Below are 23215 nucleotides of genomic sequence, written 5' to 3' on the forward strand. Positions count from 1 at the left end.
GTGATGTGTGCGGGTCTAATCTCGAAGGATGACTGTGTACGGAAACTTCCCCGGCTCCCGCCCCCGGCGGCTGCGGACCACCCCGACGATGCGGCGGATGGTCGCCGAGACACGGCTCGATGCGGCGAATCTGATCCTGCCCGCGTTCGTGCGCGAGGGCATCGACGCCCCGGTCGCCATCTCGGCCATGCCCGGCGTGCAGCAGCACACCCTGGACACCCTGCGGAAGGCCGCCGTCGACGCGGTGTCGGCCGGGGTCTCCGGAATCATGCTCTTCGGCGTCCCCGCGGACGAGAAGAAGGACGCCCGGGGCACGGCGGGCACCGACCCGGACGGCATTCTCCAGGTCGCTCTGCGCGCGGTGCGCGCCGAGGTCGGTGACGATCTCGTCATCATGTCGGACCTGTGCCTGGACGAGTACACCGACCACGGCCACTGCGGTGTGCTGACCGAGGACGGCCGGGTCGACAACGACGCGACGCTGGAGCGGTACGCCGAGATGGCCCAGGTCCAGGCCGACGCGGGCGCCCATGTGGTGGGCCCGAGCGGCATGATGGACGGCCAGGTCGGTGTCATCCGGGACGCGCTCGACCAGACGGGCCACGAGGACGTCTCGATCCTCGCGTACACCGTGAAGTACTCCTCGGCGTTCTTCGGGCCGTTCCGCGAGGCCGTCGGCTCCTCGCTCCAGGGCGACCGCAAGACGTACCAGCAGGACCCGGCGAATGCCCGTGAGTCGCTGCGCGAGCTGGCGCTCGACCTCGAAGAGGGCGCCGACATGGTCATGGTCAAGCCGGCCGGTCCGTACCTCGACATCCTCGCGAAGGTCGCCGACTCGGTGGACGTGCCGGTCGCGGCGTACCAGATCAGCGGCGAGTACGCGATGATCGAGGCCGCCGCCGAGAAGGGCTGGATCGACCGGGACGCGGCCATTCTGGAGAGCCTGACCGGGATCCGGCGCGCGGGTGCGCAGATGATCCTGACGTACTGGGCGACGGAGGTCGGGCAGCGGCTGCTGCGCTGACGGTCCCCGTGGGAACCCCGCGCGTGCGGGGTTCCCACGGGCACCCGGTGGGTCAGGCCCGCTTGGAGCGGCGGCGGGCCGCCACGGTCAGGCCGGCGCCCGCGGCGAGCACCACGACGGTGCCGATGGCCAGCGGGATGGTGCCGCTGCTGCCGGTCGAGGCCAGGTCGCCGTCCTTGCCGCCGGGCGTGCTCTGCGACGGGGCCGGGGTGGCCGGTGCGGACTCGGACGGGCTGTCGGACGGGGTGCCGCTCGCCGGCGGTGTGCTTGCCGGGGTGGAGGGCGTGCCGGTCACCGGCGGGGTGGTCCCGGGGGTGTTGCCCGGGGTCGGGGTGGCCGGGGGCGGGGTCTCGCCGGTCTCCGGAAGGCAGCCGGTGAAGGGGAAGTGGTGCGTCTCCGCGCCGCCCGAGCCGTGCAGCGAGGCGACCCAGACCGAGCCGTTGACGGGGGCGCCGGTGCCCAGCTCCAGGTGTGCCCTGGGGGCCAGCACGCTGCCGGGCCAGGCGGCCTGGCTGCTCTTGGTGACCGCGGTGGCGTCGGGGAAGTTCCACAGCAGGCGGGCGCGGACCTTGCCGTCGGAGGCGCTCTGGAGCTTGTCGTCCAGTACGTAGTCCTGGCCGCCGGAGAGGAAGAAGCCGGTGGTTCCGGCCTTGGCCATGTCGTACGTCGTGCCGCTGACGTTGACGACCGCGGTGGCGCCGGCCGGGACCTTGAGGTAGATGTCCTTGGCGCCTTCGAGCTGTTCGGCCGTCACCTCGAAGATGTTGCGGGTGGTGTTCCCGCCCTCCAGGGTGAGCTTGCTGCCGGTCAGTTCCACTTCGGTGCCGGTGGTCGCGGGTTCCTTCGCCAGTGCGGTGGAGTAGGACCGGAGCTTGGTGAACTCGGCGTCGAAGTCGATCAGTCCGGCGTTCTTGCTGAAGGTGCCGGAGTGCATTTCGAGGGCGCGGTCGCTGACCTTGCCGCCGACGACCGCGTTGCCCTTCATCACCGCGGTGACGGAACTGCCGTTGAGCAGGTCGCCGCGGACGACGAGGGAGGCCCGGCCGGGCAGGGCGTCGACCTCCGCAGCCGTCAGTTCGTTGGCGGCGCTGAAGCCGCCGCGGAAGTCGGCGTTGCCACCTACGGCCACCGCGCCTTCCGCGTCGGGGGTGTGGACGTCGTCACCGAGGACGAACTCGCCGTACTTTCCGGCGATTCCGAAGGCGTCGGTGGTGCAGCCCGTGGTGTCGGCGGCGGGCGTGGCCTGTGCGGCGGGGACGGCCGTGAGGCCGAGGACGAGGGCTCCGCCGAGTACTGCGGACGCGGCGGCGGTTGCGGATATGCGCATGGGGGCGTGTCTCTCCAGCGGAGGTGCTTGTAAAGATTCCGTGGCGGCTACGGCCAAGTTCTTCACACAATAGGATATTGGTCAAGACCAATGCGCAGAGTGCTGCTCTGTCCGTTTGCCGGTTCCGGTCCCATGCCGCTGTCGTTTCCTGGCCCCAGGCCGTTGTCAGCCCCTGGTTCGTGGGTCTGCTTCCCCCGTGACGTAGGCGTTCCAGATCCGGAGCGGGAAGACGTTGCCGCGTCCCGAATCGGGCCCGCCCACCCCCTGCATTCCCAGCAGTTGAGGGGTGCCCGGCTTGTTGCGGAACATCGTGACGGCCGTGGTCACCCCTTCGGTGTGGCCGATGAACCAGGCCGACTTCATCCGGTCGTCCTCGCCGGTCGCACCCGCCGAGAGGTCGTCGGCCGCCTTGGTCGTGGCGAACGTGCCGAACTTCCCGTCCCGGCCCAGCCGTGTCCAGGCCACCATCCCCAGGGTGCTGTTCACATCGTTGGCCACCGAGGCGTCCATCGCGCGTCGCGGCTCGGGCTTCTCGAAGCCCTCGACCGCCTCGCCGTCCCGGGTCATCCCGGTCACCGAGTAGGGATCGGCCCTCATGCCTTCGTTGCTGAAGGCGGTGTACGCGTCCGCCATCCTGACCGCGCTCGGTGTGGACGTGCCGAGAGGGAAGGACTTGTCCAGACGGGCCAGGCTCTCCTTGTGCAGTCCGGCCGATACCGCCAGTTCCTTCACCTTCTTCAGCCCGATGTCCTTGCCGAGCAGCGTGAAAGTGGCGTTGGACGACTTGATCAGCGCATCGCGCAGGGACGTCGGCGCCGTGACCGTCACCCGGCCGGGACCGGCACCCGACGGGGTGGGTTGTGCCGTGTACGGACCGTCCTTGATCAGCCGCCCCCCACTGTCGTAGCCGCTGTCCAGGGAGACCCCGTCGCCGTGCTGGAGCGCTGCGGCCAGCACGAAGGGCTTGAAGGCCGAGCCGACGGGGACCCCCGCGGTGTCGGCGTTGTTGGCGAAATGGGTGACCGCGTCGGCTCCGCCGTACACCGCGACCACGGCCCCGTCGGCCCGCACGGATGCGGCGCCGACCTCGACGTACTTGTCCTCGGAACGCTTCTCGGGGTCGAGGTCGCGCTTGCGCACACTTCGCACGGCCCGCTCCAACTGCCCCACCCTGGCCCTGTCGAAGGTGGTGTGCACCCGGTAGCCGCCCTGGAAGAGGTCCTTGTCGGTGAGGCCTGAACGCTTCTTGATGTACTTGTTGGCGATGTCGACGAGATAGCCGGTCTGGCCGCCGAGGCTGGTCGGCTTCGTGGCCGGCTTCGGCTCGGGGAACTTCTGGTACGCGGCCCGCTCGGCCTTCGTCATCGTCCCGATCTCCACCTGCCGGTCGAGGATCCACTCCCAGCGGTCGACGGCGCGTTCGTGGTTGCCCTTGCCGCCCGCGGGGTCGTACTGCTCCGCTCCCTTGAGCAGGGAGGCGAGCAGTGCCGCCTGACCGGGATCGAGGTCCTTCGCCGGGATTCCGTAGTACGCGTTCGCCGCTGCCTGGATGCCGTAGGCGCCGCGGCCGAACCAACTGGTGTTCAGGTACCCCTGGAGGATCTCCTTCTTGCTCTGCTTGTTGTTCAGCTTCAGCGAGATGAAGAATTCCTTGAACTTCCGGGTGGCCGACTGCTCCTGGCTGAGATAGGTGTTCTTCACATACTGCTGGGTGATGGTGGAGCCGCCCTGGGTCTCGCCGCCCGCGACGATGCTCACGGCCGCGCGGGCGATGCCCGTTGCCGATACTCCCGGGTCGGAGTAGAAGGTCTCGTTCTCGGCGGCGATCACCGCGTTCTGCACCGATCGGGGTATGTCGGCGAGCGTGACGTTCTGCCGGTTGACCGCGCCCACGCTCACCAACTGGCTGCCGTCCGCCCAGTAGTAGACGGTGCCCTGCCTGCGCGCCTCGTCGTTCTCGTTCGGGATGTCGACGGACGCGTACACCACGGCGAACAGGCCGGCCAGCGCGACGAGTCCGAGTACGACCCCGCTCAGCATCTGCCGCCACGAAGGTATCCAGCGGCGCCAAGTACGTTTCCCGCGGCGGGGGTAGTCGATGCCGAGTCCGCGAAGGCGGATCGCGCGGATCGCACGGATGGGGCGGATGGGGCTTCGGGCCATGCTCCAGCTCCTCGTTCACCGTCCCGTACCGGTGGCGCGGGGCTTGTGAGAGAGGATGTTCCGGATCGCGATCAGGTTGTCCCGGGACCCGTCCGGCTCGAATGGTGAACGCGTACCGGGCCGTCTTTCCGGAGGAACAGTCCCTGATACCCGACTTTGTCGCCGGTCGCGCCGGTCGCGCCGGTCGCGCCGGTCGCGCCGGTCGCGCCGGTCGCGCCGGTCACGGCGACCGGGCGTGGGTTCCGGGCGCGCTCAGGCGAGGCCCGCCTCTTCCAGGGCGGATCTCGCGCAGGCTTGGACGAGGGGGTCCTCCTCGGACCCTCCGGCGGCGATCAGGGCCTCGGTGACCGCCGGGTCGTCCGAGGCGTAGGGGCCGAGCGCCATCGCCGCGTACTGGCGCACCAGATCCTCCTCGGGGTCGTTCAGCGCCGCCAGCAGGGCCCTGCCCGCGCGGTGGCGCAGTTCGGGCTCGGCCGGGGGCCACAGGCGAAGGACCGTGGCGGCCTCGGTGCGGGCGAGGTCGTACTCGCCCGCGTCGGCGACCACCGAGACGAGAAACGGCTGCGCGGCCGCGTCGCCGTCCAGTTCGGCGATGATCTCGCGTTTTCTGTCGCTGTCGGCCGGCAGGGTGCGGAACTCCTCGACGAGACGGGCGAGGTGGTCTGCCCGGGTGGCGCGGGCAGCGCGGGTGGCGTGGTCCGGGGCCGGCTCGGGGTTCATGGGTGGTGATCCTTCGCTCGAAGGCTCAGGGCCAGTTGATCAGGGTCATGAAGGCGACCCAGGTGAAGAACACGGTGGCGGGTGCGGCCACGGCGAAGCCGATCGCGGCCGGCGGCCTGCGCCTGGTGCACACCCAGCTCGCCACCAGGATGACCAGGGACAGCAGCAGGCCGCAGCAGGAGACCGTCCAGGCCGGACCGAAACTGGCGTCGAAGCGGTCGGCATCCGCGTCCGAGCAGGAGTCGCAGGCCATGGGCGAGAGCATGCTGTACACCAGGGCGAAGAACGCGAGCGGGAGCGTGACGACCGTGGAGATCAGCGAGGCGACCCAGGTGTGCCGGGGGCCGTCGGAGCCGCCAGAGCTGTCGGGGCTGTCGGGGTTGTCGGGGTTGTCGTCCGTGATGTTGTCGGGCATGCGTGCGATTCAACCCGGGCCCCCGGTACGGCACATGAGTTGCCGTACCTAGGGCCTCCGAGTCGGCTCAGTCCCACCAGAAGGACCAGGTCTCCTGTCCCAGCACCATCTTCTCCGCGTAGACGTCCAGGTCGTACGGCGGGTTCTGTTCGATGTTGTCCGGGCAGAACGCGAAGTGCTCGGCGGCCACCGCGCGGGCCTCCGCGAGGGTGGTGGGCGGCCGGCCGACCGAGACCATCAGGGTGTCGAAGCCCAGCACCACGACCCGTATGCCGAAGCGGTCCTCCCAGGAGCGGAGCACGGCGCTGAGCCGGGCCGTGTCCTCCTCGTAGTTGAGCGGGCCGGACCAGCCGATCGCCGCCGGTATGTCCGCGCTGCGCCGGGCCGGGACGAGCGCCGCCCGCGAGCCGGGGTACCAGCCGTCCGGGCCGACGCACTCCTCGGCGATCGCGGCCGCCAGGTCGTCGGGGGTGTCCTGCCCCTCGGCGGCCGGGACGGGGGCCAGGCCCGGCCAGTCGCCCTCGGTGGCGTCGAGCTCCTCGGGCGCGCAGTCCTCCCAGTACTCGCTGAGCACTTCCTCGGCGTCGTGATCGCCGGGGTACGAGGTGCTGTCCGGGGTCAGGTCCCAGTCCTCGGGCCACTCCGCGCGCCGTCCGCCGTCGATCAGTACGGGAAGCAGGCCGACCGCCCGCCCGGCCGCGCGCAGTGTGCGCCAAGTGCCGTGGGTGGCGGACTCGTCGGCACACCAGAGCAACGGCTCGTGCCAGGTGCCGTCGATCGTGGCGTCCACCATTGAGCCGGGCGGGAGTTGGAGCCCTGACGTGGCCAGGGACGGGAGCGGGTTCGGGAGCGTCGCCATGACCAAACTGTAGGCCCGGCCACTGACAACCGGCCGGGCAGTGCGGTCCGGCTACGGGTGTGCGTGGACGACGATGAACTCGGTGGGCGCCGGAGTGCCGTCGGGCAGTGGCGCGGGCGCGGTGACGTGGCCGAGCGCCTGGCCGTCGGCGTTCTGTCCGGGCCGGAGCACGCGGTTGAGGCGGAGGGCCAGTTCGCGTCCGTCGGGTGCCGTCGTGACCAGGATGTCCGTGCCGTCCGTGCTGTTGGCGGCGGTGAAGGAGACGAGCTCCGCAGTGATGCCCGATGCGTCGAGACGGGCGGTGACGGACGGGTCCGGGGTGTCGCTCGTGCTCTGCATCTGCGGCTCCGCCTCGCCGGCGAGGAGCGCGAACAACTGGGCCACGACGACCGGGTCGTGCGCTCCGTCGTACACCCAGCGCTGCCCCAGTACGCCGTGCTCGGTCGTGCCGATGAGCGCGTCGTCGGCGCCCGCGAGCGGTGCGCCGCGGTAGCTGAACAGCACCTGGTACGTGACCGGTCGGTCCCCCGACGTGTCGGTGACCACCATGATCTCGATGCCCACCTCGCCCTTCGGGTCGTCCAGCCGGAACCCGCCGGTCCGGGCCGGTTCGGGCTGCTGCCCCGTGCCCCGGTACCAGGGCTGTGCGGGCAGCCAGGTGGCGAGGAGTTCCAGCTTGGTGGGCGTCAGAGTGGTGCGGTGGATGACAGCCATGGCGGTGGGATCCCTCCGGTGGGTTCAGGCGAATTGCCGGTCGGCGGCGAAGCCGGCGAAGGCCGTCCAGGTGGTGGGGGCGACGGTGAGGACGGGGCCGTCGGGGTCCTTGGAGTCGCGGATGTGGATGGCGGCGGGGTGGGCGGCGATCTCGACGCACGCGCCGCCTTCGCTGCCGCTGTGGCTCGACTTGCGCCATTCGTAGGCGACTTCGAGGCAGGCGCCGCCCTCGTCACCGCTGTAGCTCGACTTGCGCCATTCGTAGGCCACTTCGAGGCACTGCCCGCCCTCGTCGCCGCTGTAGCTGGACTTGAACCACTTGCGTGCTGTGTTCATCGCTCTCCCAGCAGACGGTCCAGCAGGCCCACGGTGTCTTCGGGGCTGAGGGCCTGGGCTCGCAGCATCGCATATTTCTGGGAGAGGATGCTGACCTCGTCGGGGTCGGGGACGAGCAGGCTGCCGCGCTGTGTCTCGGAGTAGGCGACGCGCTGGAAGTCCGGCGTCTCCAGCAGGATGAAGGGGCCGTTCAGCCCGGCATGGGTGCGGTGGGCCAGCTGGAGGACCTGGAGGCAGATGCCGGGGAGTGCGGCGCATCTCCGCAGGTGGTCGAGTTGCTCTGCGTGCCCTTCGTCGTCGAGGAGTTGGAGCATCAGGACCGGCTTCCACACCACGAAGCTGATGGTCGGGGGTGACGGCCGGTGAAGGATCTCCTGGCGCTTCAAACGGGATTTCGTCTGGCCGGCCACCTTCTCCTCGCTGAAGGCCGGGACCCGGTTGCGGAACACCGCCTCGGCGTAGCGGTCCGTCTGGAGGAGACCCGGCATGACCTGGTTGTCGTACCAGGACAGCGCCAGCGCCTCCCGCTCCAGCTCCACGTACTCCTCCGCCCAGGCCGGGATCAGGTCGATGTCCGGCATGTTCGCCACTGCCATCGCCAACGCGCCCTTGGTGTCCAGCCGTTCGTCCAACTTGGCGGCGAGGTCGGGCAGCAGCGCCCGTCTGCCCTGCTCGATGGAGGCGATCGTCTCCACCTGGTGGCCCACCAGCTCGGCGAGTCGGGTCTGGGTCAGGCCCGCCGCCCTGCGGAAGACGGCGACCAGTTTTCCCACGAGTTTCATTGCCGACGCGTTCTTGCGCTTCCGCTTTCCGGGGTGCATACCGAGCGAACTTCCACGTGCACGCGCGCGTCACGCGCGCACGACCCGTACAAGAAATCTGTACGGGTTCGAGTCCGGTCGGAGCAGGGGGCCTCAGTCCTCGGGTGCGCTGGACTCGACGGCCTCCCGGACCGTCGCGTCCGGGTCCTGGGCGAGGCGGTGGAGGAGTTCAGCGGCGGCCGGGCTCGACCAGTTCTCGACGGCCCATACGAGGGCCCTGCGGACCCTGGGGTCCGGGTGGTCCGCGAGGTGGGCCAGCTGGTCGACCGGTCCGCGTCGGCGCATCCCGAACCAGTGGAGGGTCTCGATGAGCTGTTCGGGGTCTCCGGGGCTGCCCGCCGCGGCGATCCGGCGCACGAGGACCGCGGAGGCGGGGGGAGGGCCGTCGAGCGGGTGCGGTCGGCGTTGCCGCAGGCGCTGCGAGCCGTATTCGCCGCGTACCCGGCAGCCGAAGCAGGTGCAGGGCACCTTGCCGTTCGAGTCGGGGAAGTACCGCCAGCCGGTGACCTGGCTGACCGCGCGGATGCGGTGCACCTCGCGCCGGGTGACGGGCCGGGGGACGAAGACCTCCCAGCCGCGCGGGTCGGGCAGGGCGGTGACACGGCGTACGGCTTCGGCGGCCGTGACGGTCACGGGGTCGCGGTGGTAGCGGCCCACGGTGACGGGTTCGTCGTCCGGCAGGCGGATGTGCACGGCGACGAGCCCACGCGGGCCGCCGCGCCTGGCCAGCTCGCGCAGCCATTGGTGGGTGAGGGTGTACGAGGGGAGGACGGGGAAGCAGTAGAGGCCCCGTGGCAGTGAGGCGTCGCGGCCGTGGCTGACGGCCCGTATTCCGGAACGGCGTACGCGCGCCGCGTTCGCCGAGGGTGTCAGGTGCACGAACATCGCCATGCGGCCGATGCTAGGGCCTTTCGTTCCCGTTCCGGCGGCCCGGCCGGAACGGGGGTTCAGTTGGAACGGGGGTTCAGTCGGGACGGGGGTTCAGTCGCCGAGGGCCAGCCGGACACCGAAGGCCGCGATGACGGTTCCGGTGATCCGGTCGAGCAGGAGGCGGGCCCGGGGCCTGCGGAGCCAGCCGTGCAGGACGCGGGCGAAGCCGATGAGGGCGGCCGACCAGACCAGGCCGATGAGGATGTGCACCGCGGTGAGCAGGAGGCCCATGACGAAGTGGTCGGCGCCGGCGGGGATGAACTGGGGCAGGACGGCTACGTAGAAGGCGCCCATCTTCGGGTTGAGGAGGTTGGTGAGCGTTCCCTGCCGCCAGCCGCCGCGTACCGAGTCCGTACCGGCGAGTGGTGCGGACTCGCTCGTGTCCGGTGCGGAACGGCGTCCCCGGAGGGTGTCCCGGAGCATGCGGACGCCCAGCCAGACCAGGTAGGCGGCGCCGGCCCAGCGCAGGGCCGTGTAGGCGAGGTGGGAGGCGGTGAGGAGCGCGGTCACGCCGAGGGAGGTGAGCGCACCCCAGAGCAGGGTGCCGGTCTGGATTCCGAGGACGACGCCCCAGGCTCTTCTGCGCCGGCCGAGGGCCGAGGTCCGCAGGATCAGAGCGGTGTCGAGTCCGGGGGTCAGCGTGAGCAGCCCCACAACCAGGGCGAAGGACCACAGAGCGGTGCTTATAACCATGGAAGGCCAGCTTACGTCAGTTGACGGAGGCGGAGGCCAGGGCCGGGACCGAGGCCAGGGCCGAGGCCTCGCGGGCCTCGCGGTGGTTCAGCCAGGAGGCCGTCAGAGCGGCGGTTCCGGCGATGACGAGCGCGACCGGGGTCCAGATCCGCCAGTGGAGCGGGGACGTGGAGTCGTACGCCCATCCGTCGCCCGCGAAGATCGTGTCACCGGCTTCCACCCGGGCGCCGGTGATCTCGCCGGAGGCCGTACGGCCGTCCGCGAAGGCCCATGTGCCGTCGCAGTGGGCACGGGCCAACTGGCCGTCGCCCTGCACGCATTGGGTGACGCTGTACACGGTGGCGGAGTCGCCGGTGAGCAGTTTCTGCACGCCGTCACCGACCCACAGCGCTGCGAGGACCGGCAGGAAGGCCGCGAGCGCGAGCGCGGACACCAGAGGACCCAGCGACTTCAGTCGGGTCCGGTCCATGTGGTGCTCCCGTGGGTCGAATGCCGTTCAGCGCGATGACGAATGCGGACTCCAAGGCGTGCCGGCCACGCCGGATCACGAGGTCCGCGAGTACCGCCGGGCCCCGGGGACCGGCCGGTCGGGCCGGCCCCCGGGGCAGCGCCCCTCGGGGCGGTTCTCCGACGAGAGCGGCAAGGACTGCGCCGGACAGCCGGCGGTCCGTGCAGCGGATCAGTACATGAGGGCGTCGGACATCTCGCTCTGCCAGTAGGTGACGAAACCGTTGTCTCCCCAGGTGGTGCCCGCGGGGAGCATCAGCTCGGCGGGGACGCCCGTGGAGCCCTGGTTGGCCTTGCCGGTGAAGTACACCGTGAGGTGCTTGCTCTTGTGCAGTTCCTGCCCGTCGGACTCACCCGACAGCCCGATGGAGGCGTACGCGGACTGGCCCGGCGCAAGGGTGACCACGGCCTGCGGGATGCTGTCGCGGAGGACCGGGAAGGCGGCCTGGGCGTCGTCGAAGCGGAGCGCCGGCGCGTAGTACGCGTAGCAGGGCACGGAGCCGGTGTTGGTCGCCGTGAGCAGCAGGTGGTTGATGGGGCGGCTCACCTTGCTGATGGTGACCTTGGTGTTCGAGCCGGTGCAGGTGACGGGGGTCTTGCCGCCCCTTCCGGTGGCGCCGGCGCTGCTCTTCCCGCTGCTGCTGCCGGCGCTGGAGCTCTTGGAGGTGGTGGAGGTGTTCTCGGCGGGGGCCTGGGCCGTGCCGCTGTCGGTCTCCTTGGCGTCCTTGGTGCCCCCGGCGTCCTTGGCGTCCTTGCCCGTGTCGGTGGTGGTGGCGTTCGCCGCCGGGGCCGCCGCGCCTGCCTTCCCGTCGTTCGCGCTGTCGCCGCCGCCGCAGGCGGTGAGCGAGAGGGCGGCCAGGAGGGCGGTGGCGGCGAGGGCGGTGGTGCGGATGTGGTTGCGCATGGTGGTGGTACTCCCCGTGTGTGGGCCGGTGATGTCGGTCGGTCAGTTGTGGCAGATCAGGACCATGACGATCGCGGTGGACACGATCACCACTCCTATGGCCACTGCGTCGACGAGCTCGACGCGGAAGTGGAGTCGCACTGCGTTGTCCCGGTGGTCGCTGCGGTGTGTTCCCAGATTGCGGGGCGGTGGATTCCGGCCGCAACGCCGAACAGCCCATTGGGGAAGCTGGAATGCCTGCGCGTACTGTGACCTGGGCAGATTCCACGTCCCTGGAACGGCGTTCCGGGACGGACCAGGAGGGGGAACGCCGAGGTGGCGACGCCGGAGGCCGGAGATTTCGCGGCTCTGCTGAAGGAACTGAAGGACCGTTCGGGGCGCAGCTACGGGGTTCTCGCCGGAAGACTGCACGTCAGCACATCGACGCTCCACCGGTACTGCAACGGTGACGCGGTGCCGAGCGAGTACGCCCCGGTGGAACGCCTGGCGCGGTTGTGCGGGGCGGCCCCGGAGGAGCTGGTGGAGCTGCACCGGCGGTGGATCGTGGCGGATGCGGCCCGGCGGCGCCCTCCCGCGACTGCTCCCGCGACGACTGCTCCCGTGGCTGCTCCCGCGGTTGTTCCTGAGGCTGTTCCCGTTCCTGCTGCTGATTCCGCGGAGCCGGTGCCGGACGCGGTTTCGGACAAGGCTTTCGACCCGGGTCCGGAGACGGAGCAGGAGGCGGCTCGTGGTCCCGGGACCGGGACCGGTTCTGGTCCCGGGGGCGGTGGCGACGCGTCCGAGCGCACGCCCGAACCCGAACCCGAGACCGAGACCGAACCCACGATCCTGGCCGGCGGAGCGAGCCGGCCCCGGCGGTTCCTGGCCTCCACGCGGACGCGCGTGCTGCTCGCGGCCGTCGCAGTCGTCGCGCTGACCGTGCCGACCTCGATCGTCATCAGCAATCTGTCGGGTAAGGACAAGGGCGACTTCAGCAACGCCCCCGCCGTGGACGCGAAGGGCCCGGACGAGCCCGAGCTCGCCGGGTCCGGCGACGACGCGAGCGCCACCGCCTCGCCGAGCGCCAAGAAGTCGGGCAAGCCCGTACCGTCCCGCTCGGCGACCGTCCCGTCACCGCCGTCCGGCGGCGCCTCCGCCACGTCCGGGAAGCACGGCACGGGAGCCGGTTCGGATGGGCAGCGGAGCGGGGGCGTGCCGCTGAGCGCCACCATCAGCTCGTACAACTGGGACGCGCCCTGCGACCAGCACTACGTTCTGGACCAGAAGCCGGAGGACGTGCCTCCGCCGCCCTCGCCCCAGGACACCCGCGGCTGGGCCAGGGCGCTCGGCGGGGTGGACGGCGGGCAGATGCTCATCGAACTCACCGTGCAAGGGAAGTCGGGGCAGGCCGTCGTGCTGAGCGGACTGCACGTACGGACGCTGTCCCGGAAGGCGCCGCTGGCGTGGTCGGCGTACTCGATGGGCGAGGGCTGCGGGAGCGGCGTCACACCGCAGTCCTTCGACATCGACCTCGACGACGGCCAGCCGACCCTCACCCCGGTGGCGGGGAAGCAGGGGGACGTGCGGGTGCCGCCGAAGAACTTCCCGTTCCAGGTGTCCTCCACCGATGTGGAGGTGTTCGACCTCAACGCCCACGTCGAAGGGCACGACGTCAGCTGGTACCTGGAGCTGGACTGGAACAGCGGCGGACGGAAGGGGACGCTGCGCATCGACGACGGCGGGAAGCCGTTCCGTACCAGCAGCATCCAGACACGGCCGAAGTACATGTACCGGTACGACACGGCCCAGTGGGTGACCAAGGAGTGGGACTAGCGTCCCTCGTGGTCACGGCCACCGGGCCGGTGTGTACGGACTGACCGGCGTCCCGGTCAGAGGCGCTCGGGGGTCCGGATGCCGAGCAGCTCCATGCCCCGGTGCAGGGTGCGGGCGGTGAGGTCCGAGAGGAAGAGGCGGTTCTCGGCCACATCGCCCGGCACCTCGGGCTTGAGCACCGGGCACTGGTCGTAGAACGTCGTGAAGAGCGACGACAGCTGGTAGAGGTACGAGGCCAGCTTGTGCGGCTCGTACGCGGCGGCGACCTCGGCCACGACTTCGGCGAACTGGTCCAGGTGCAGGGCCAGCGCGCGCTCGGCCGGGGCCAGCTCCAGCTCCGGGCGGGGCCGGGACTCCAGCTCGCCCGCCTTGCGCTTGATGGACCGGGACCGGGCGTGCGCGTACTGGATGTACACGCTGGTGTCGCCGGTCAGCGAGACCATCTGGTCCAGGTCGAACTTGTAGTCGCGGGCGGCCGACGTCGACAGGTCCGCGTACTTCACCGCGCCGATGCCGACCTGCGTGGCACGCTCGGTGATCTCGTCCTCGGTGAGGTCCTTGGCCTTCTCGCGCACGACGGCCGACGCCCGGTCGATCGCCTCGTCGAGCAGGTCCTGGAGCCGGACCGTCTCGCCCTCACGGGTCTTGAACGGCTTGCCGTCCTTGCCGAGCACCGTGCCGAAGGCGAGCTGCACGGCCTTGACGTCCTCGTTCAGCCAGCCGGCCCGACGGGCGGTCTCGAAGACCATCTTGAAGTGCAGGGCCTGCCGGGCGTCCACGACGTACAGCAGGGTGTTCGCCTTGAGGTTCTGGACCCGGTCACGGATCGCGGAGAGGTCCGTCGCCGCGTAGCCGTAACCGCCGTTCGACTTCTTGACGATCAGCGGCACCGGGTTGCCGTCCGGGCCCTTCACGTCATCGAAGAAGACGCAGAGCGCGCCCTCGGAGCGGACGGCGACGCCCGACTCCTCAAGGATGCGGCAGGTCTCTTCAAGCATGTCGTTGTAGCCGGACTCGCCGACGATGTCGGCGTCCCGGATCTCCATGTCGAGCTTGTTGAAGACCGAGTAGAAGTAGATCTTCGACTCGTCGACGAAGCGCTGCCACAGGGCGAGCGTCTCCTCGTCGCCCGCCTGGAGCGCCACGACGCGGTCCCGGGAGCGGGCCTTGAACTCCTCGTCGGAGTCGAAGAGCGCGCGGGATGCCTTGTAGAGCCGGTTCAGCGAGGACATGGCGGCCTCGCCCTCCGCTTCGCCGCCGGCGCCCTCGTGGGTCAGCTCGCCCGGGTGCTCGGTCAGGTACTGGATGAGCATGCCGAACTGGGTGCCCCAGTCGCCGATGTGGTGCCTGCGGACCACGGACTCGCCCGTGAACTCCAGGATCTGCACCATCGCGTCACCGATCACGGCGGAACGCAGGTGGCCGACGTGCATCTCCTTGGCCACGTTCGGCTGCGCGTAGTCGATGACGGTGGTGCCCGCGGCGCTGTTGTACGGCACACCGAGCCGGCCCCGGTCGTCCGCGGCGCGCGCGGCGAGGGTCTCGATGATCGCCCGGTCGGCGAGCGTGATGTTGAGGAAGCCGGGGCCGGAGACCTCGATCTCCTTGATCAGGCCGCCCGCCGGGATCGCGGCCGTGACCTGCGAGGCGAGCTCGCGCGGATTGCCCTTGAGCTTCTTGGCGAGGGCCAGGATGCCGTTGGCCTGGAAGTCGGCCCGGTCGCTTCGGCGCAGCAGCGGGTCAGCGGTGCCGGCATCCGGCAGAGCTGCCGTCAGGGCGTCCGCCAGCTGCTGCTGGAGCGTGGAAGCGAGGGAATTGACCGAGCCGTGCTCAGGCATGGGACGGGCTGCCGTTTCCGTAGGAGTACAAGGGATCACACCCAGTATTCCACGGGCGGTAAAGCCGTTTTCTTCGTGCGGGCCGTAAGCCGTTTTCGCGCCGCCGGTGGACCTGGGAGAATGGGCGGAGCCCCTGGGGCCTTTCCAGGGCCTGCCCTGTGAGTCCCAGCGAGTCCCACAGGGGTTTGTTCCTACGAGTCCTACAAGAGAGAAGGACGTGCAGACCGTGGCTCAGAGTCAGAGCAGCACCGAGGCCGACTGGGTCTCCCGCTTCGCGGACGATGTCATCGCCGAATCGGAGCGTCGTGCGCCTGGCAAACCGGTCGTCGTCGCGTCCGGCCTCTCCCCGTCGGGCCCGATCCACCTGGGCAACCTCCGCGAGGTCATGACCCCGCACCTGGTCGCCGACGAGATCCGCCGCCGCGGGTACACCGTCCGGCACCTGATCTCGTGGGACGACTACGACCGGTACCGCAAGGTCCCGAACGGTGTCCCGGGGATCGACGAGTCCTGGGCCGAGCACATCGGTAAGCCGCTGACCTCGGTGCCCGCCCCGGCCGGATCCGCGTATCCGAACTGGGCCGAGCACTTCAAGGCCGCCATGACGGACGCGTTGGACGAGCTGGGCGTCGAGTACGACGGCATCAGCCAGACCGAGCAGTACACGGCGGGCGCCTACCGCGAGCAGATCCTGCACGCCATGAGGCACCGCGCCGACATCGACGCCGTCCTCGACCGGTACCGGACGAAGAAGGACCCGGCCGCGGCGGGCGCCAAGGGCGGCAAGAAGCCGCAGCAGCAGAAGAAGGTCGACGAGGCGGAGCTGGAGGCCGAGGCGGGCTCCGGTGCGGCGAGCGAGGACGACGGCAGCGGCGGTTCGGCCGGTTACTTCCCGTACAAGCCCTACTGCGGCAACTGCGAGAAGGACCTCACGACCGTCACCTCGTACGACGACGACAGCACCGAGCTGAACTACACCTGCACGGCCTGCGGCTTCGCCGAGACCGTGCGGCTGAGCGAGTTCAACCGCGGCAAGCTGGTCTGGAAGGTCGACTGGCCGATGCGCTGGGCGTACGAGGGCGTGATCTTCGAGCCGAGCGGGGTGGACCACTCCTCGCCGGGCTCCTCGTTCGTCGTCGGCGGCCAGGTCGTCCGGGAGATCTTCGACGGCGTGCAGCCGATCGGCCCGATGTACGCCTTCGTCGGGATCTCCGGCATGGCGAAGATGTCCTCAAGCAAGGGCGGCGTGCCGACCCCGGCCGACGCGCTGAAGATCATGGAGGCGCCGCTGCTGCGCTGGCTGTACGCGCGCCGCAGGCCCAACCAGTCCTTCAAGATCGCCTTCGACCAGGAGATCCAGCGGCTCTACGACGAGTGGGACTCGCTGGGGCGCAAGGTCGCCGACGGCTCGGTGCTGCCGGCCGACGCCGCCGCGTACGCGCGGGCCATCGGCACGGCCGCCGGTGAGCTGCCGAGCACGCCGCGCCCGCTGCCGTACCGCACGCTCGCGTCGGTCGTCGACATCACGGCCGGGCACGACGAGCAGACGCTGCGCATCCTGAGCGAGCTGGACCCGGAGAACCCGCTGACCACGCTGGACGAGGCGCGGCCGCGTCTCGACCGCGCCGAGAACTGGATCACCAGCCAGGTCCCGGCCGAGGCCCGCACCATCGTCCGCGACGAGCCGGACAAGGAGCTCCTCGGCTCGCTGGACGACCAGGGCCGCCAGTCGCTGCGGCTGCTCCTGGACGGCCTGGACTCGCACTGGTCGCTGGACGGGCTCACCACGCTCGTCTACGGCGTGCCGAAGATCCTGGCGGGCCTGGAGCCGGACGCCAAGCCGACGCCCGAGCTGAAGGTCGCGCAGCGGTCGTTCTTCGCGCTGCTGTACCGGCTGCTGGTCGGCCGGGACACCGGGCCGCGGCTGCCCACGCTGTTGCTGGCCGTGGGCGCGGACCGGGTACGCAGGCTCCTCGATGAGTAGGCTGCCCGGCGCGTAGGCGCCATGTGCGCGGAGGGCCGTCACCCGGTGATTCGGGTGACGGCCCTCCGTCGTTCGCGCCGTTGCCGCCGCCCCTTGCCGGATGCGGGACGGGGCGGGGCTCAGGCGATGTGGTCCGCTTCGAGCTCGGCGTGGTAGCGGTTCTTGAACTCCGGCATGAAGCGTCGGATCAGCGCCGCGCTGCGCGGGTGCCTGACGTTGTGGCCGTCCGTGACGTGTATGTCCAGGGCGTCGACGCTGGGGTAGTCGTTGTGCTGGTTCACGAACGCGGCGAACACCTCGTACGCGATCGCGGTGAACTCCGCGTCCTCCTGCGCCCACTCGTCCGGTTCGGAGGCCGGGGCCGGCTGGGGGGCGGGGGCCGGTTCGGGCTCCTGGATCTGCTCCTGGGCCTGCTCCTGGAGCTGCTGCTGCTCGTGGGGCTGGGGCTGCTCCTGGGGCGCGGTGCGGGGGCCCGGGACGGCGCCGATGGTGCCCACGTTGCCGAGGGGGCGGGTGCGCCCACCGGGGCCCGACGGGACCATCACCGGGGTCGGTTCCAGGCCCTCGACGTAGGTCGGGTTGTAGGCGCTCTCGTACGCGTCGTCCGGCACCTGGGGCGCCGCGAACCACGGGCTCTCGTGCGAGCCGGGGCCCTCCTGGGGCCATTCCTCGGCGGAGGCGGAGGCGGAGGCGGCGCCGGGTCCGGCGTCGGAGGGGTGGGCGTGCTGCTGCTGGTACTGCTGCTGCTGCGGTGCGTGCGGCTGCTGGAGGTGCCCGTCCTGCGGGTGGTGCCCGTGCTGCTCGGTGGCGTACGGCAACTCGGGCTGGGAACCGGCCGGTTCGGCCTGGGGCAGGGCGGGGGCCGGGGGCAGCAGGGCCGGTTCGATGCCCGCGGCGGCGAGGCCGGCCCCGGCGGTCTCGGCCAGCGGGACACCGTACTTCGCCAGGCGCAGCGGCATCAGGGACTCGACGGGGGCCTTGCGGCGCCAGTTGCGGCCGAAGCGGGCCTGGAGGCGGGCCTGGTAGATCAGCCGGTCCTGTTCGAGCTTGATGACCTGTTCGTAGGACCGGAGTTCCCAGAGCTTCATCCGGCGCCAGAGGCGGAACGTCGGTACGGGGGAGAGCAGCCAGCGGGTGAGCCGGACGCCCTCCATGTGCTTGTCGGCCGTGATGTCGGCGATCCGCCCCACGGCATGGCGGGCGGCCTCGACGGAGACCACGAACAGCACCGGGATGACGGCGTGCATACCGACGCCGAGCGGGTCGGGCCAGGCCGCGGCGCCGTTGAAGGCGATGGTCGCGGCGGTCAGCAGCCAGGCGGTCTGACGCAGCAGCGGAAACGGGATGCGCAGCCAGGTCAGCAGCAGGTCCAGGGCGAGCAGGACACAGATGCCCGCGTCGATGCCGATGGGGAAGACCAGCGAGAAGTCCCCGAAGCCCTTCTGGAGGGCGAGCTCGCGCACCGCCGCGTACGATCCCGCGAATCCGATCCCGGCGATGAGCACCGCACCGGCGACCACGAGCCCGATGAGTATCCGGTGGGTGCGTGTCAGCTGCATCGCGGCCACCCGCGTTCCCCTCCCCGTTCTCCCGTGTCCGACGCCGTCTTCCGGCGCCGTGCTTCGACGTCCTGTTCGGCGTCCTGCTGCCACTTCTGGCGGGCACAGCCTGGCACATGGGAACGCGGCGTGTTGCGCGGGGAGGGGCGAAGCCCGGCGCTCGGGGGAGCGTCGGGCTTCGTCGGGCCGCTTTCGGGCAGGGGTGTCGCTAGCTCGTCTTCTTGACGGTCGACTTGTGAGCGGAGGTCTTCTTGATCGTCGACCCGCTGCCCGAGGAGTCCTTGCCGGAGTCCTTGCCGGAGTCCTTGGCGGAGGACTTGGAGGAGTCCGCCTTGTCCGTCTTGTCCGTGGTCTTCCCGCTCGGAGCGGTCGAGCCGGACGGCTTGTCCGACGCCGCGCCGGCGACGGCGGCCACCGCTTCCTTGGCCGCCTTCTCGGCGCCCTTGAGGATGTCGTCGGCGGAGGGGGTCTTCGCGCCCGCGTAACCCGCGCCGTTGTAGGTGAGGGTGACGACGACGTTCTCGGTCCGGGTCACGATCGTCGCGTACTTGAAGTCCTCACTCGTCTTGGTGAGGTCGTAGGTGATCTTGGTGGCCTGCTCGCCGATGCCGCTGACGGGCGCCTCGGCGACCTTCTTGGCACCGTCGGCCGCCTTGGCCTTGGCGACCTGCTTGTCGAAGTCCTGCTGGGCGCGCTTGGCGCCGCTGCCCAGGGACTGGTCCGAGTCGAAGCGGGTGAAGGCGACATCGAGCCAGCGGTACTGGGAACCCTTCACGCCGTTGTCGTCGAGGCCGTTCCAGGAGCAGCCGGCGCGGGACAGGGCGTCGCTGGAAGTGGCGGCCGTGCCGTTCTTGGACTTCGCCGAGGGAACCAGCGAAGACACGGTCTTCTTGGTGATCGACTTGCACGGGTCGGGCAGCGCGGAGAACTTCGCGGGCTCGACGGTCGGTTCCGCCTTCTTGGTCGCGCTCGCCGATGCGGACGACTCGGACGAGCCCGATTCCTTCTTGTCGCCGGAGTCCGACGAGCAGCCGGCGACGACGAGCATCACCGGGACGGCGGCGCAGGCGAGTATGCGGGAGAGTCGCGGGGCTGAACGGTGCATGGTTCCTTCACTCGGGTGGCGCGGCGGGCGGGCTGCCAGGCGGTCGGGCGGTCGGCGGGGGTCGGCCGGTGCGGGCGGCGGGCGGTCGGCCGGTGTGGTCGGCCGGTGTTCCGGAGGGTCGCCCGGAAGCTGCTCCGGAGGGTTGTCCGGAGGGCCACGGTACGACGGACCGCGACCGGATGCCGCCTCGGCCGGAGAGCCGGTGGCCGGGGGCGGCACCCGTCGGGGGCGCCCCGGGCGGGGTCATTCGCTGAACTTGTCGACCAGCTGACGGGCCAGTGCCTGGGCCTTCTCCTGCAGTTCCTTGCTGTCGGGGACCATGGTGGAGACGGTCGGCTGTTCGGTGAAGTCGACGGTCACGATGACGTTCGATGTGCGGAATACCACGCTCACCGTGCGGTGCTGTGCGGTGGAACCTGCCCGGGTGAGCAGATCGTTCAGAAAAGCGTTGTCGCCGAGGTCGTCGAGGACACGCGGCTGGAGGTTGTCGCCCGGGTCTTCGTCGGTGTTCTCGGTCCCGCCGGTGCTTCCGGCGTCGTCGGTGTTCTCCGGCTCACCGCTCCCGTTCCCGGTCTCGGGGGAGGGGCCGGCCAGGGCGTGCGAGGCGGAGCCGGAGGCAGAGGCGGCGGTGGAGACGGTGCCGGAGGCGGCGGGGTGCGTCGGCTTCTTCGTGCCCTCCGCCTTCTTCGTGCTGTCGTCCGTGGCCTCGGGGGTCTCGGAGGGCGAGGACAGGCCGGCGGCGGTCTCCTTCTTCCCGTACACCTCGCGGGCGCGGTCGTCGTCGCTCACCGCGGGGTCGTAGGAGACGACGCGCTCGAAGTCGATGGACAGGGTGTGCGAGGAGGAGGGGTCCTCGGACTTCCAGCGGCAGCCGACCCGGCGGTCGGTGTCGTAGGTGACGGCGGCGGTGCCCTCGTACACCTTCTTCTGCTGTTCCTCGGAGAGTTCGGCGGCGCCCGGGAGCAGGTCCTTCAGTGTGGACGTCGCGACGGCGCGGCAAGGGTCGGGAAGGGTCTGGTACTTGCCGGGGGCCGCTGCGGCGACGGCTGTCTCGCCGGGCTTGCTGTCGCCTGCGGAACCATCGGTTCCGGTGTCGGCGCTGCAGCCGACGGCGAGCGTTGCCAGCAGCGCGGTGCCGGTTACATAGGCCATTCGTCGCACGGCCCTGGGCTCCCTTCGTGCGAAAAACGGTTGCCGCTCGATGGCGACCGGTGGACACAATGTGTATCGCACGCGCCGCTGTGAATGCCGGTCGGCCGACATATTTGCCGACCTTGGCACCGGTTTTGCGCTTTCAGACTTTTCGGGGGAATCGAGGAACTATGTCTTATGTAGAGGTGCCGGGGGCGAAGGTCCCCATCCGCATGTGGGCCGACCCGGCTTCGGTCGAGGACGTCGCGATGCAGCAGCTGCGCAACGTGGCCACGCTGCCCTGGATCAAGGGCCTCGCCGTCATGCCGGACGTCCACTTCGGCAAGGGGGCGACGGTCGGTTCGGTGATCGCGATGCATGGTGCGGTCTGCCCGGCGGCGGTCGGTGTGGACATCGGCTGCGGAATGTCCGCGGTGAAGACCTCGCTGACGGCCAATGACCTGCCGGGCGACCTGTCCCGGCTCCGGTCGAAGATAGAGCAGGCCATTCCGGTGGGGCGCGGCATGCACGACGAGGCCGTGGCGCCGGACCAGCTGTACGGCTTCCGGGCGCCGGGCTGGGACGACTTCTGGGGACGGTTCGACGGGGTGGCCGATGCGGTCAAGTTCCGTCAGGAGCGGGCCACGAAGCAGATGGGAACGCTCGGATCGGGCAACCACTTCATCGAGTTCTGCCTCGACGAGTCGGGTGCGGTCTGGCTGATGCTGCACTCCGGATCGCGGAACATCGGCAAGGAACTGGCCGATTTCCACATCGGACAGGCGCAGAAGCTGCCGCACAACCAGGATCTGATCGACCGCGACCTGGCGGTGTTCATCGCCGACACCCCGCAGATGGCGGCGTACCGGAACGACCTGTTCTGGGCGCAGGAGTACGCGAAGCACAACCGCGCCATCATGATGGCGCTCTTCCAGAACGTGGTCCGCAAGGAGTTCAAGAAGGCCAAGGTGACCTTTGAGCCGGTCATCTCCTGCCACCACAACTATGTGGCGGAGGAGCGGTACGAGGGCATGGACCTGCTGGTCACGCGGAAGGGCGCGATCCGTGCGGGGTCCGGGGACTTCGGGATCATCCCGGGGTCGATGGGTACCGGTTCGTACATCGTGAAGGGCCTCGGGAACGAGAAGTCGTTCAACTCGGCCTCGCACGGTGCCGGCCGGAAGATGAGCCGGAACGCGGCGAAGCGGCGCTTCTCGACGCGCGACCTGGAGGACCAGACGCGGGGTGTGGAGTGCCGCAAGGACTCCGGCGTCGTGGACGAGATCCCGGCCGCGTACAAGCCGATCGAGAAGGTCATCGAGCAGCAGCGGGACCTGGTGGAGGTCGTCGCCAAGCTCAAGCAGATCGTGTGCGTGAAGGGCTGAGGGCCTGTCGAGGGCCTGCCTACGGCCCTGTTGACGGCCTGCTGACCGGCCGTCGCGCACGGCTGACGGAAGAGCCTCGGACGCGGGTGGTGTGTCCGGGGCTCTTCCTTCTTTTCCGCGGCTTTTCGCGGCCGCTCTCTCCCGGCTGCTTTCCCGGTGGCCCTGTCTTGGCCGCGCTCTCCCGATCGCTTCGGTCAGCCGGTGCGGTGGACCTTGGAGTTGGAGGCCTGGGCGCGGGGGCGGACCACGAGGAGGTCGATGTTGACGTGGCTGGGCCGGGTGACGGCCCAGGTGATGGTGTCGGCCACGTCGTCGGCGGTGAGGGGGGCGTCGACGCCCGCGTAGACCTTGGCGGCCTTCTCGGTGTCGCCGCGGAAGCGGGTGGTGGCGAACTCCTCCGTCCTGACCATGCCGGGGGCGACCTCGATGACGCGGACCGGGGTGCCGACGATCTCCAGGCGGAGGGTCTCGGCCAGGACGTGCTCGCCGTGCTTGGCAGCCACGTATCCGCCGCCGCCCTCGTAGGTGGAGAGGCCCGCGGTGGAGGAGAGGATCACGATCGTGCCGTCGCCGCTCTCGGTGAGGGCGGGGAGCAGGGCCTGGGTGACATTGAGCGTGCCGATGACGTTCGTCTCGTACATCTGGCGCCAGTCGGCGGGGTCGCCGGTGGCGACGGGGTCGGCCCCGAGCGCGCCGCCCGCGTTGTTGACGAGGACGGCGAGGGAACGGAACGCGGTGGCGAACTCGTCCACCGCGGCGCGGTCGGTGACGTCCAGCGCGTAGGCCGCTGCCTGGTGGCCCGCTTCGTTGATCTCGGCGGCGAGCGCCTCGATGCGGTCCTTGCGGCGGGCGGTCAGTACGACGCGGTAGCCGGCTGCCGCCAGCTGCCGGGCGGTCGCGGCACCGATGCCGCTGCTCGCTCCGGTGACGACGGCGATCGGGGTGGCGGCCATGGCGGACTCCTCGGACAGCTGATCGGTACGGGGTC

General features: G+C 70.3%; 21 protein-coding genes. 4 read left to right on the forward strand and 17 right to left on the reverse strand.

Annotated features, from left to right (window positions below; all coding sequences use genetic code 11):
* Positions 1–28 precede the first annotated feature (28 nt).
* On the forward strand, positions 29–1024 hold the full coding sequence (gene hemB / locus AB0D53_RS34245) for a porphobilinogen synthase (RefSeq protein WP_362453141.1): 996 nt from the start codon (positions 29–31) through the stop codon (positions 1022–1024).
* 52 nt (positions 1025–1076) lie between these two features.
* Here the strand turns inward: hemB and AB0D53_RS34250 are convergent, their stop codons facing one another.
* The 12 genes from AB0D53_RS34250 to AB0D53_RS34305 form a co-directional block, all read right to left on the reverse strand.
* Positions 1077–2351 carry a choice-of-anchor A family protein gene (locus tag AB0D53_RS34250; protein ID WP_362453142.1) on the reverse strand — a complete coding sequence of 425 codons (1275 nt, stop codon included), beginning with the start codon at positions 2349–2351 and terminating at the stop codon, positions 1077–1079.
* Between the two features lie 165 nt (positions 2352–2516).
* Positions 2517–4514 carry a transglycosylase domain-containing protein gene (locus AB0D53_RS34255; RefSeq protein ID WP_362453143.1) on the reverse strand — a complete coding sequence of 666 codons (1998 nt, stop codon included), beginning with the start codon at positions 4512–4514 and terminating at the stop codon, positions 2517–2519.
* A 252-nt stretch (positions 4515–4766) separates the two neighbouring features.
* Entirely contained in the window at positions 4767–5234 is a 468-nt protein-coding gene (locus tag AB0D53_RS34260) for a hypothetical protein (RefSeq protein ID WP_362453144.1), read from the reverse strand.
* A gap of 25 nt (positions 5235–5259) precedes the next feature.
* Positions 5260–5649 (reverse strand): hypothetical protein, encoded by a 390-nt coding sequence (locus AB0D53_RS34265; RefSeq protein WP_362453145.1) that lies wholly within the window; start codon positions 5647–5649, stop codon positions 5260–5262.
* 67 nt (positions 5650–5716) lie between these two features.
* Entirely contained in the window at positions 5717–6508 is a 792-nt protein-coding gene (locus AB0D53_RS34270; RefSeq protein ID WP_362453146.1) for a DUF4253 domain-containing protein, read from the reverse strand.
* Positions 6509–6559: 51 nt separating this feature from the next.
* Positions 6560–7222, reverse strand: a complete 663-nt coding sequence (locus AB0D53_RS34275) for a 1,4-alpha-glucan branching protein (RefSeq protein WP_362453147.1) — start codon at positions 7220–7222, stop codon at positions 6560–6562.
* A 24-nt stretch (positions 7223–7246) separates the two neighbouring features.
* On the reverse strand, positions 7247–7558 hold the full coding sequence (locus AB0D53_RS34280; RefSeq protein WP_362453149.1) for a DUF397 domain-containing protein: 312 nt from the start codon (positions 7556–7558) through the stop codon (positions 7247–7249).
* Positions 7555–8340, reverse strand: coding sequence for a helix-turn-helix transcriptional regulator (locus AB0D53_RS34285; protein ID WP_362453151.1), 786 nt, complete (start codon positions 8338–8340; stop codon positions 7555–7557). The genes AB0D53_RS34280 and AB0D53_RS34285 overlap by 4 nt, the downstream gene beginning before the upstream one ends.
* 132 nt (positions 8341–8472) lie before the next feature.
* Complete coding sequence (locus tag AB0D53_RS34290; protein ID WP_362453153.1) at positions 8473–9270, reverse strand: HEAT repeat domain-containing protein; 798 nt, start codon at positions 9268–9270, stop codon at positions 8473–8475.
* Between the two features lie 90 nt (positions 9271–9360).
* The gene (locus tag AB0D53_RS34295; protein WP_362453155.1) at positions 9361–10002 is read right to left on the reverse strand and encodes a LysE family translocator; all 642 of its coding nucleotides are present in this window, start codon (positions 10000–10002) and stop codon (positions 9361–9363) included.
* Positions 10003–10018: 16 nt separating this feature from the next.
* Positions 10019–10471, reverse strand: a complete 453-nt coding sequence (locus tag AB0D53_RS34300) for a hypothetical protein (protein WP_362453156.1) — start codon at positions 10469–10471, stop codon at positions 10019–10021.
* Positions 10472–10681: 210 nt separating this feature from the next.
* Positions 10682–11413, reverse strand: a complete 732-nt coding sequence (locus AB0D53_RS34305) for a DUF4232 domain-containing protein (RefSeq protein WP_362453157.1) — start codon at positions 11411–11413, stop codon at positions 10682–10684.
* Positions 11414–11728: 315 nt separating this feature from the next.
* Between AB0D53_RS34305 and AB0D53_RS34310 the strand changes: the two genes are divergently transcribed.
* Positions 11729–13225, forward strand: coding sequence for a helix-turn-helix transcriptional regulator (locus AB0D53_RS34310; protein ID WP_362453158.1), 1497 nt, complete (start codon positions 11729–11731; stop codon positions 13223–13225).
* Between the two features lie 56 nt (positions 13226–13281).
* On the opposite strand, the gene argS is transcribed toward AB0D53_RS34310, so the two are convergent.
* Entirely contained in the window at positions 13282–15063 is a 1782-nt protein-coding gene (gene argS, locus AB0D53_RS34315) for an arginine--tRNA ligase (protein ID WP_362453159.1), read from the reverse strand.
* Between the two features lie 217 nt (positions 15064–15280).
* Between argS and lysS the strand changes: the two genes are divergently transcribed.
* Complete coding sequence (lysS, locus tag AB0D53_RS34320) at positions 15281–17047, forward strand: lysine--tRNA ligase (RefSeq protein ID WP_362453160.1); 1767 nt, start codon at positions 15281–15283, stop codon at positions 17045–17047.
* A 119-nt stretch (positions 17048–17166) separates the two neighbouring features.
* On the opposite strand, the gene AB0D53_RS34325 is transcribed toward lysS, so the two are convergent.
* The 3 genes from AB0D53_RS34325 to AB0D53_RS34335 all read right to left on the reverse strand — a co-directional run bounded on the left by AB0D53_RS34325 (position 17167) and on the right by AB0D53_RS34335 (position 20863).
* The gene (locus AB0D53_RS34325; protein WP_362453162.1) at positions 17167–18606 is read right to left on the reverse strand and encodes a DUF2637 domain-containing protein; all 1440 of its coding nucleotides are present in this window, start codon (positions 18604–18606) and stop codon (positions 17167–17169) included.
* Between the two features lie 208 nt (positions 18607–18814).
* Positions 18815–19711 carry a DUF3558 family protein gene (locus AB0D53_RS34330; protein WP_362453164.1) on the reverse strand — a complete coding sequence of 299 codons (897 nt, stop codon included), beginning with the start codon at positions 19709–19711 and terminating at the stop codon, positions 18815–18817.
* A gap of 243 nt (positions 19712–19954) precedes the next feature.
* Positions 19955–20863, reverse strand: coding sequence for a DUF3558 domain-containing protein (locus AB0D53_RS34335; protein ID WP_362453247.1), 909 nt, complete (start codon positions 20861–20863; stop codon positions 19955–19957).
* Between the two features lie 170 nt (positions 20864–21033).
* Here AB0D53_RS34335 and AB0D53_RS34340 point away from each other — a divergent pair, with 170 nt between their 5' ends.
* Entirely contained in the window at positions 21034–22227 is a 1194-nt protein-coding gene (locus AB0D53_RS34340) for an RtcB family protein (protein ID WP_329814538.1), read from the forward strand.
* 194 nt (positions 22228–22421) lie between these two features.
* Here the strand turns inward: AB0D53_RS34340 and AB0D53_RS34345 are convergent, their stop codons facing one another.
* Positions 22422–23180 carry an SDR family NAD(P)-dependent oxidoreductase gene (locus AB0D53_RS34345; RefSeq protein ID WP_362453165.1) on the reverse strand — a complete coding sequence of 253 codons (759 nt, stop codon included), beginning with the start codon at positions 23178–23180 and terminating at the stop codon, positions 22422–22424.
* Between the last annotated feature and the right edge of the window lie 35 nt (positions 23181–23215).

It is taken from the genome of Streptomyces sp. NPDC048295 (genome assembly GCF_040652135.1).
GTDB lineage: Bacteria > Actinomycetota > Actinomycetes > Streptomycetales > Streptomycetaceae > Streptomyces.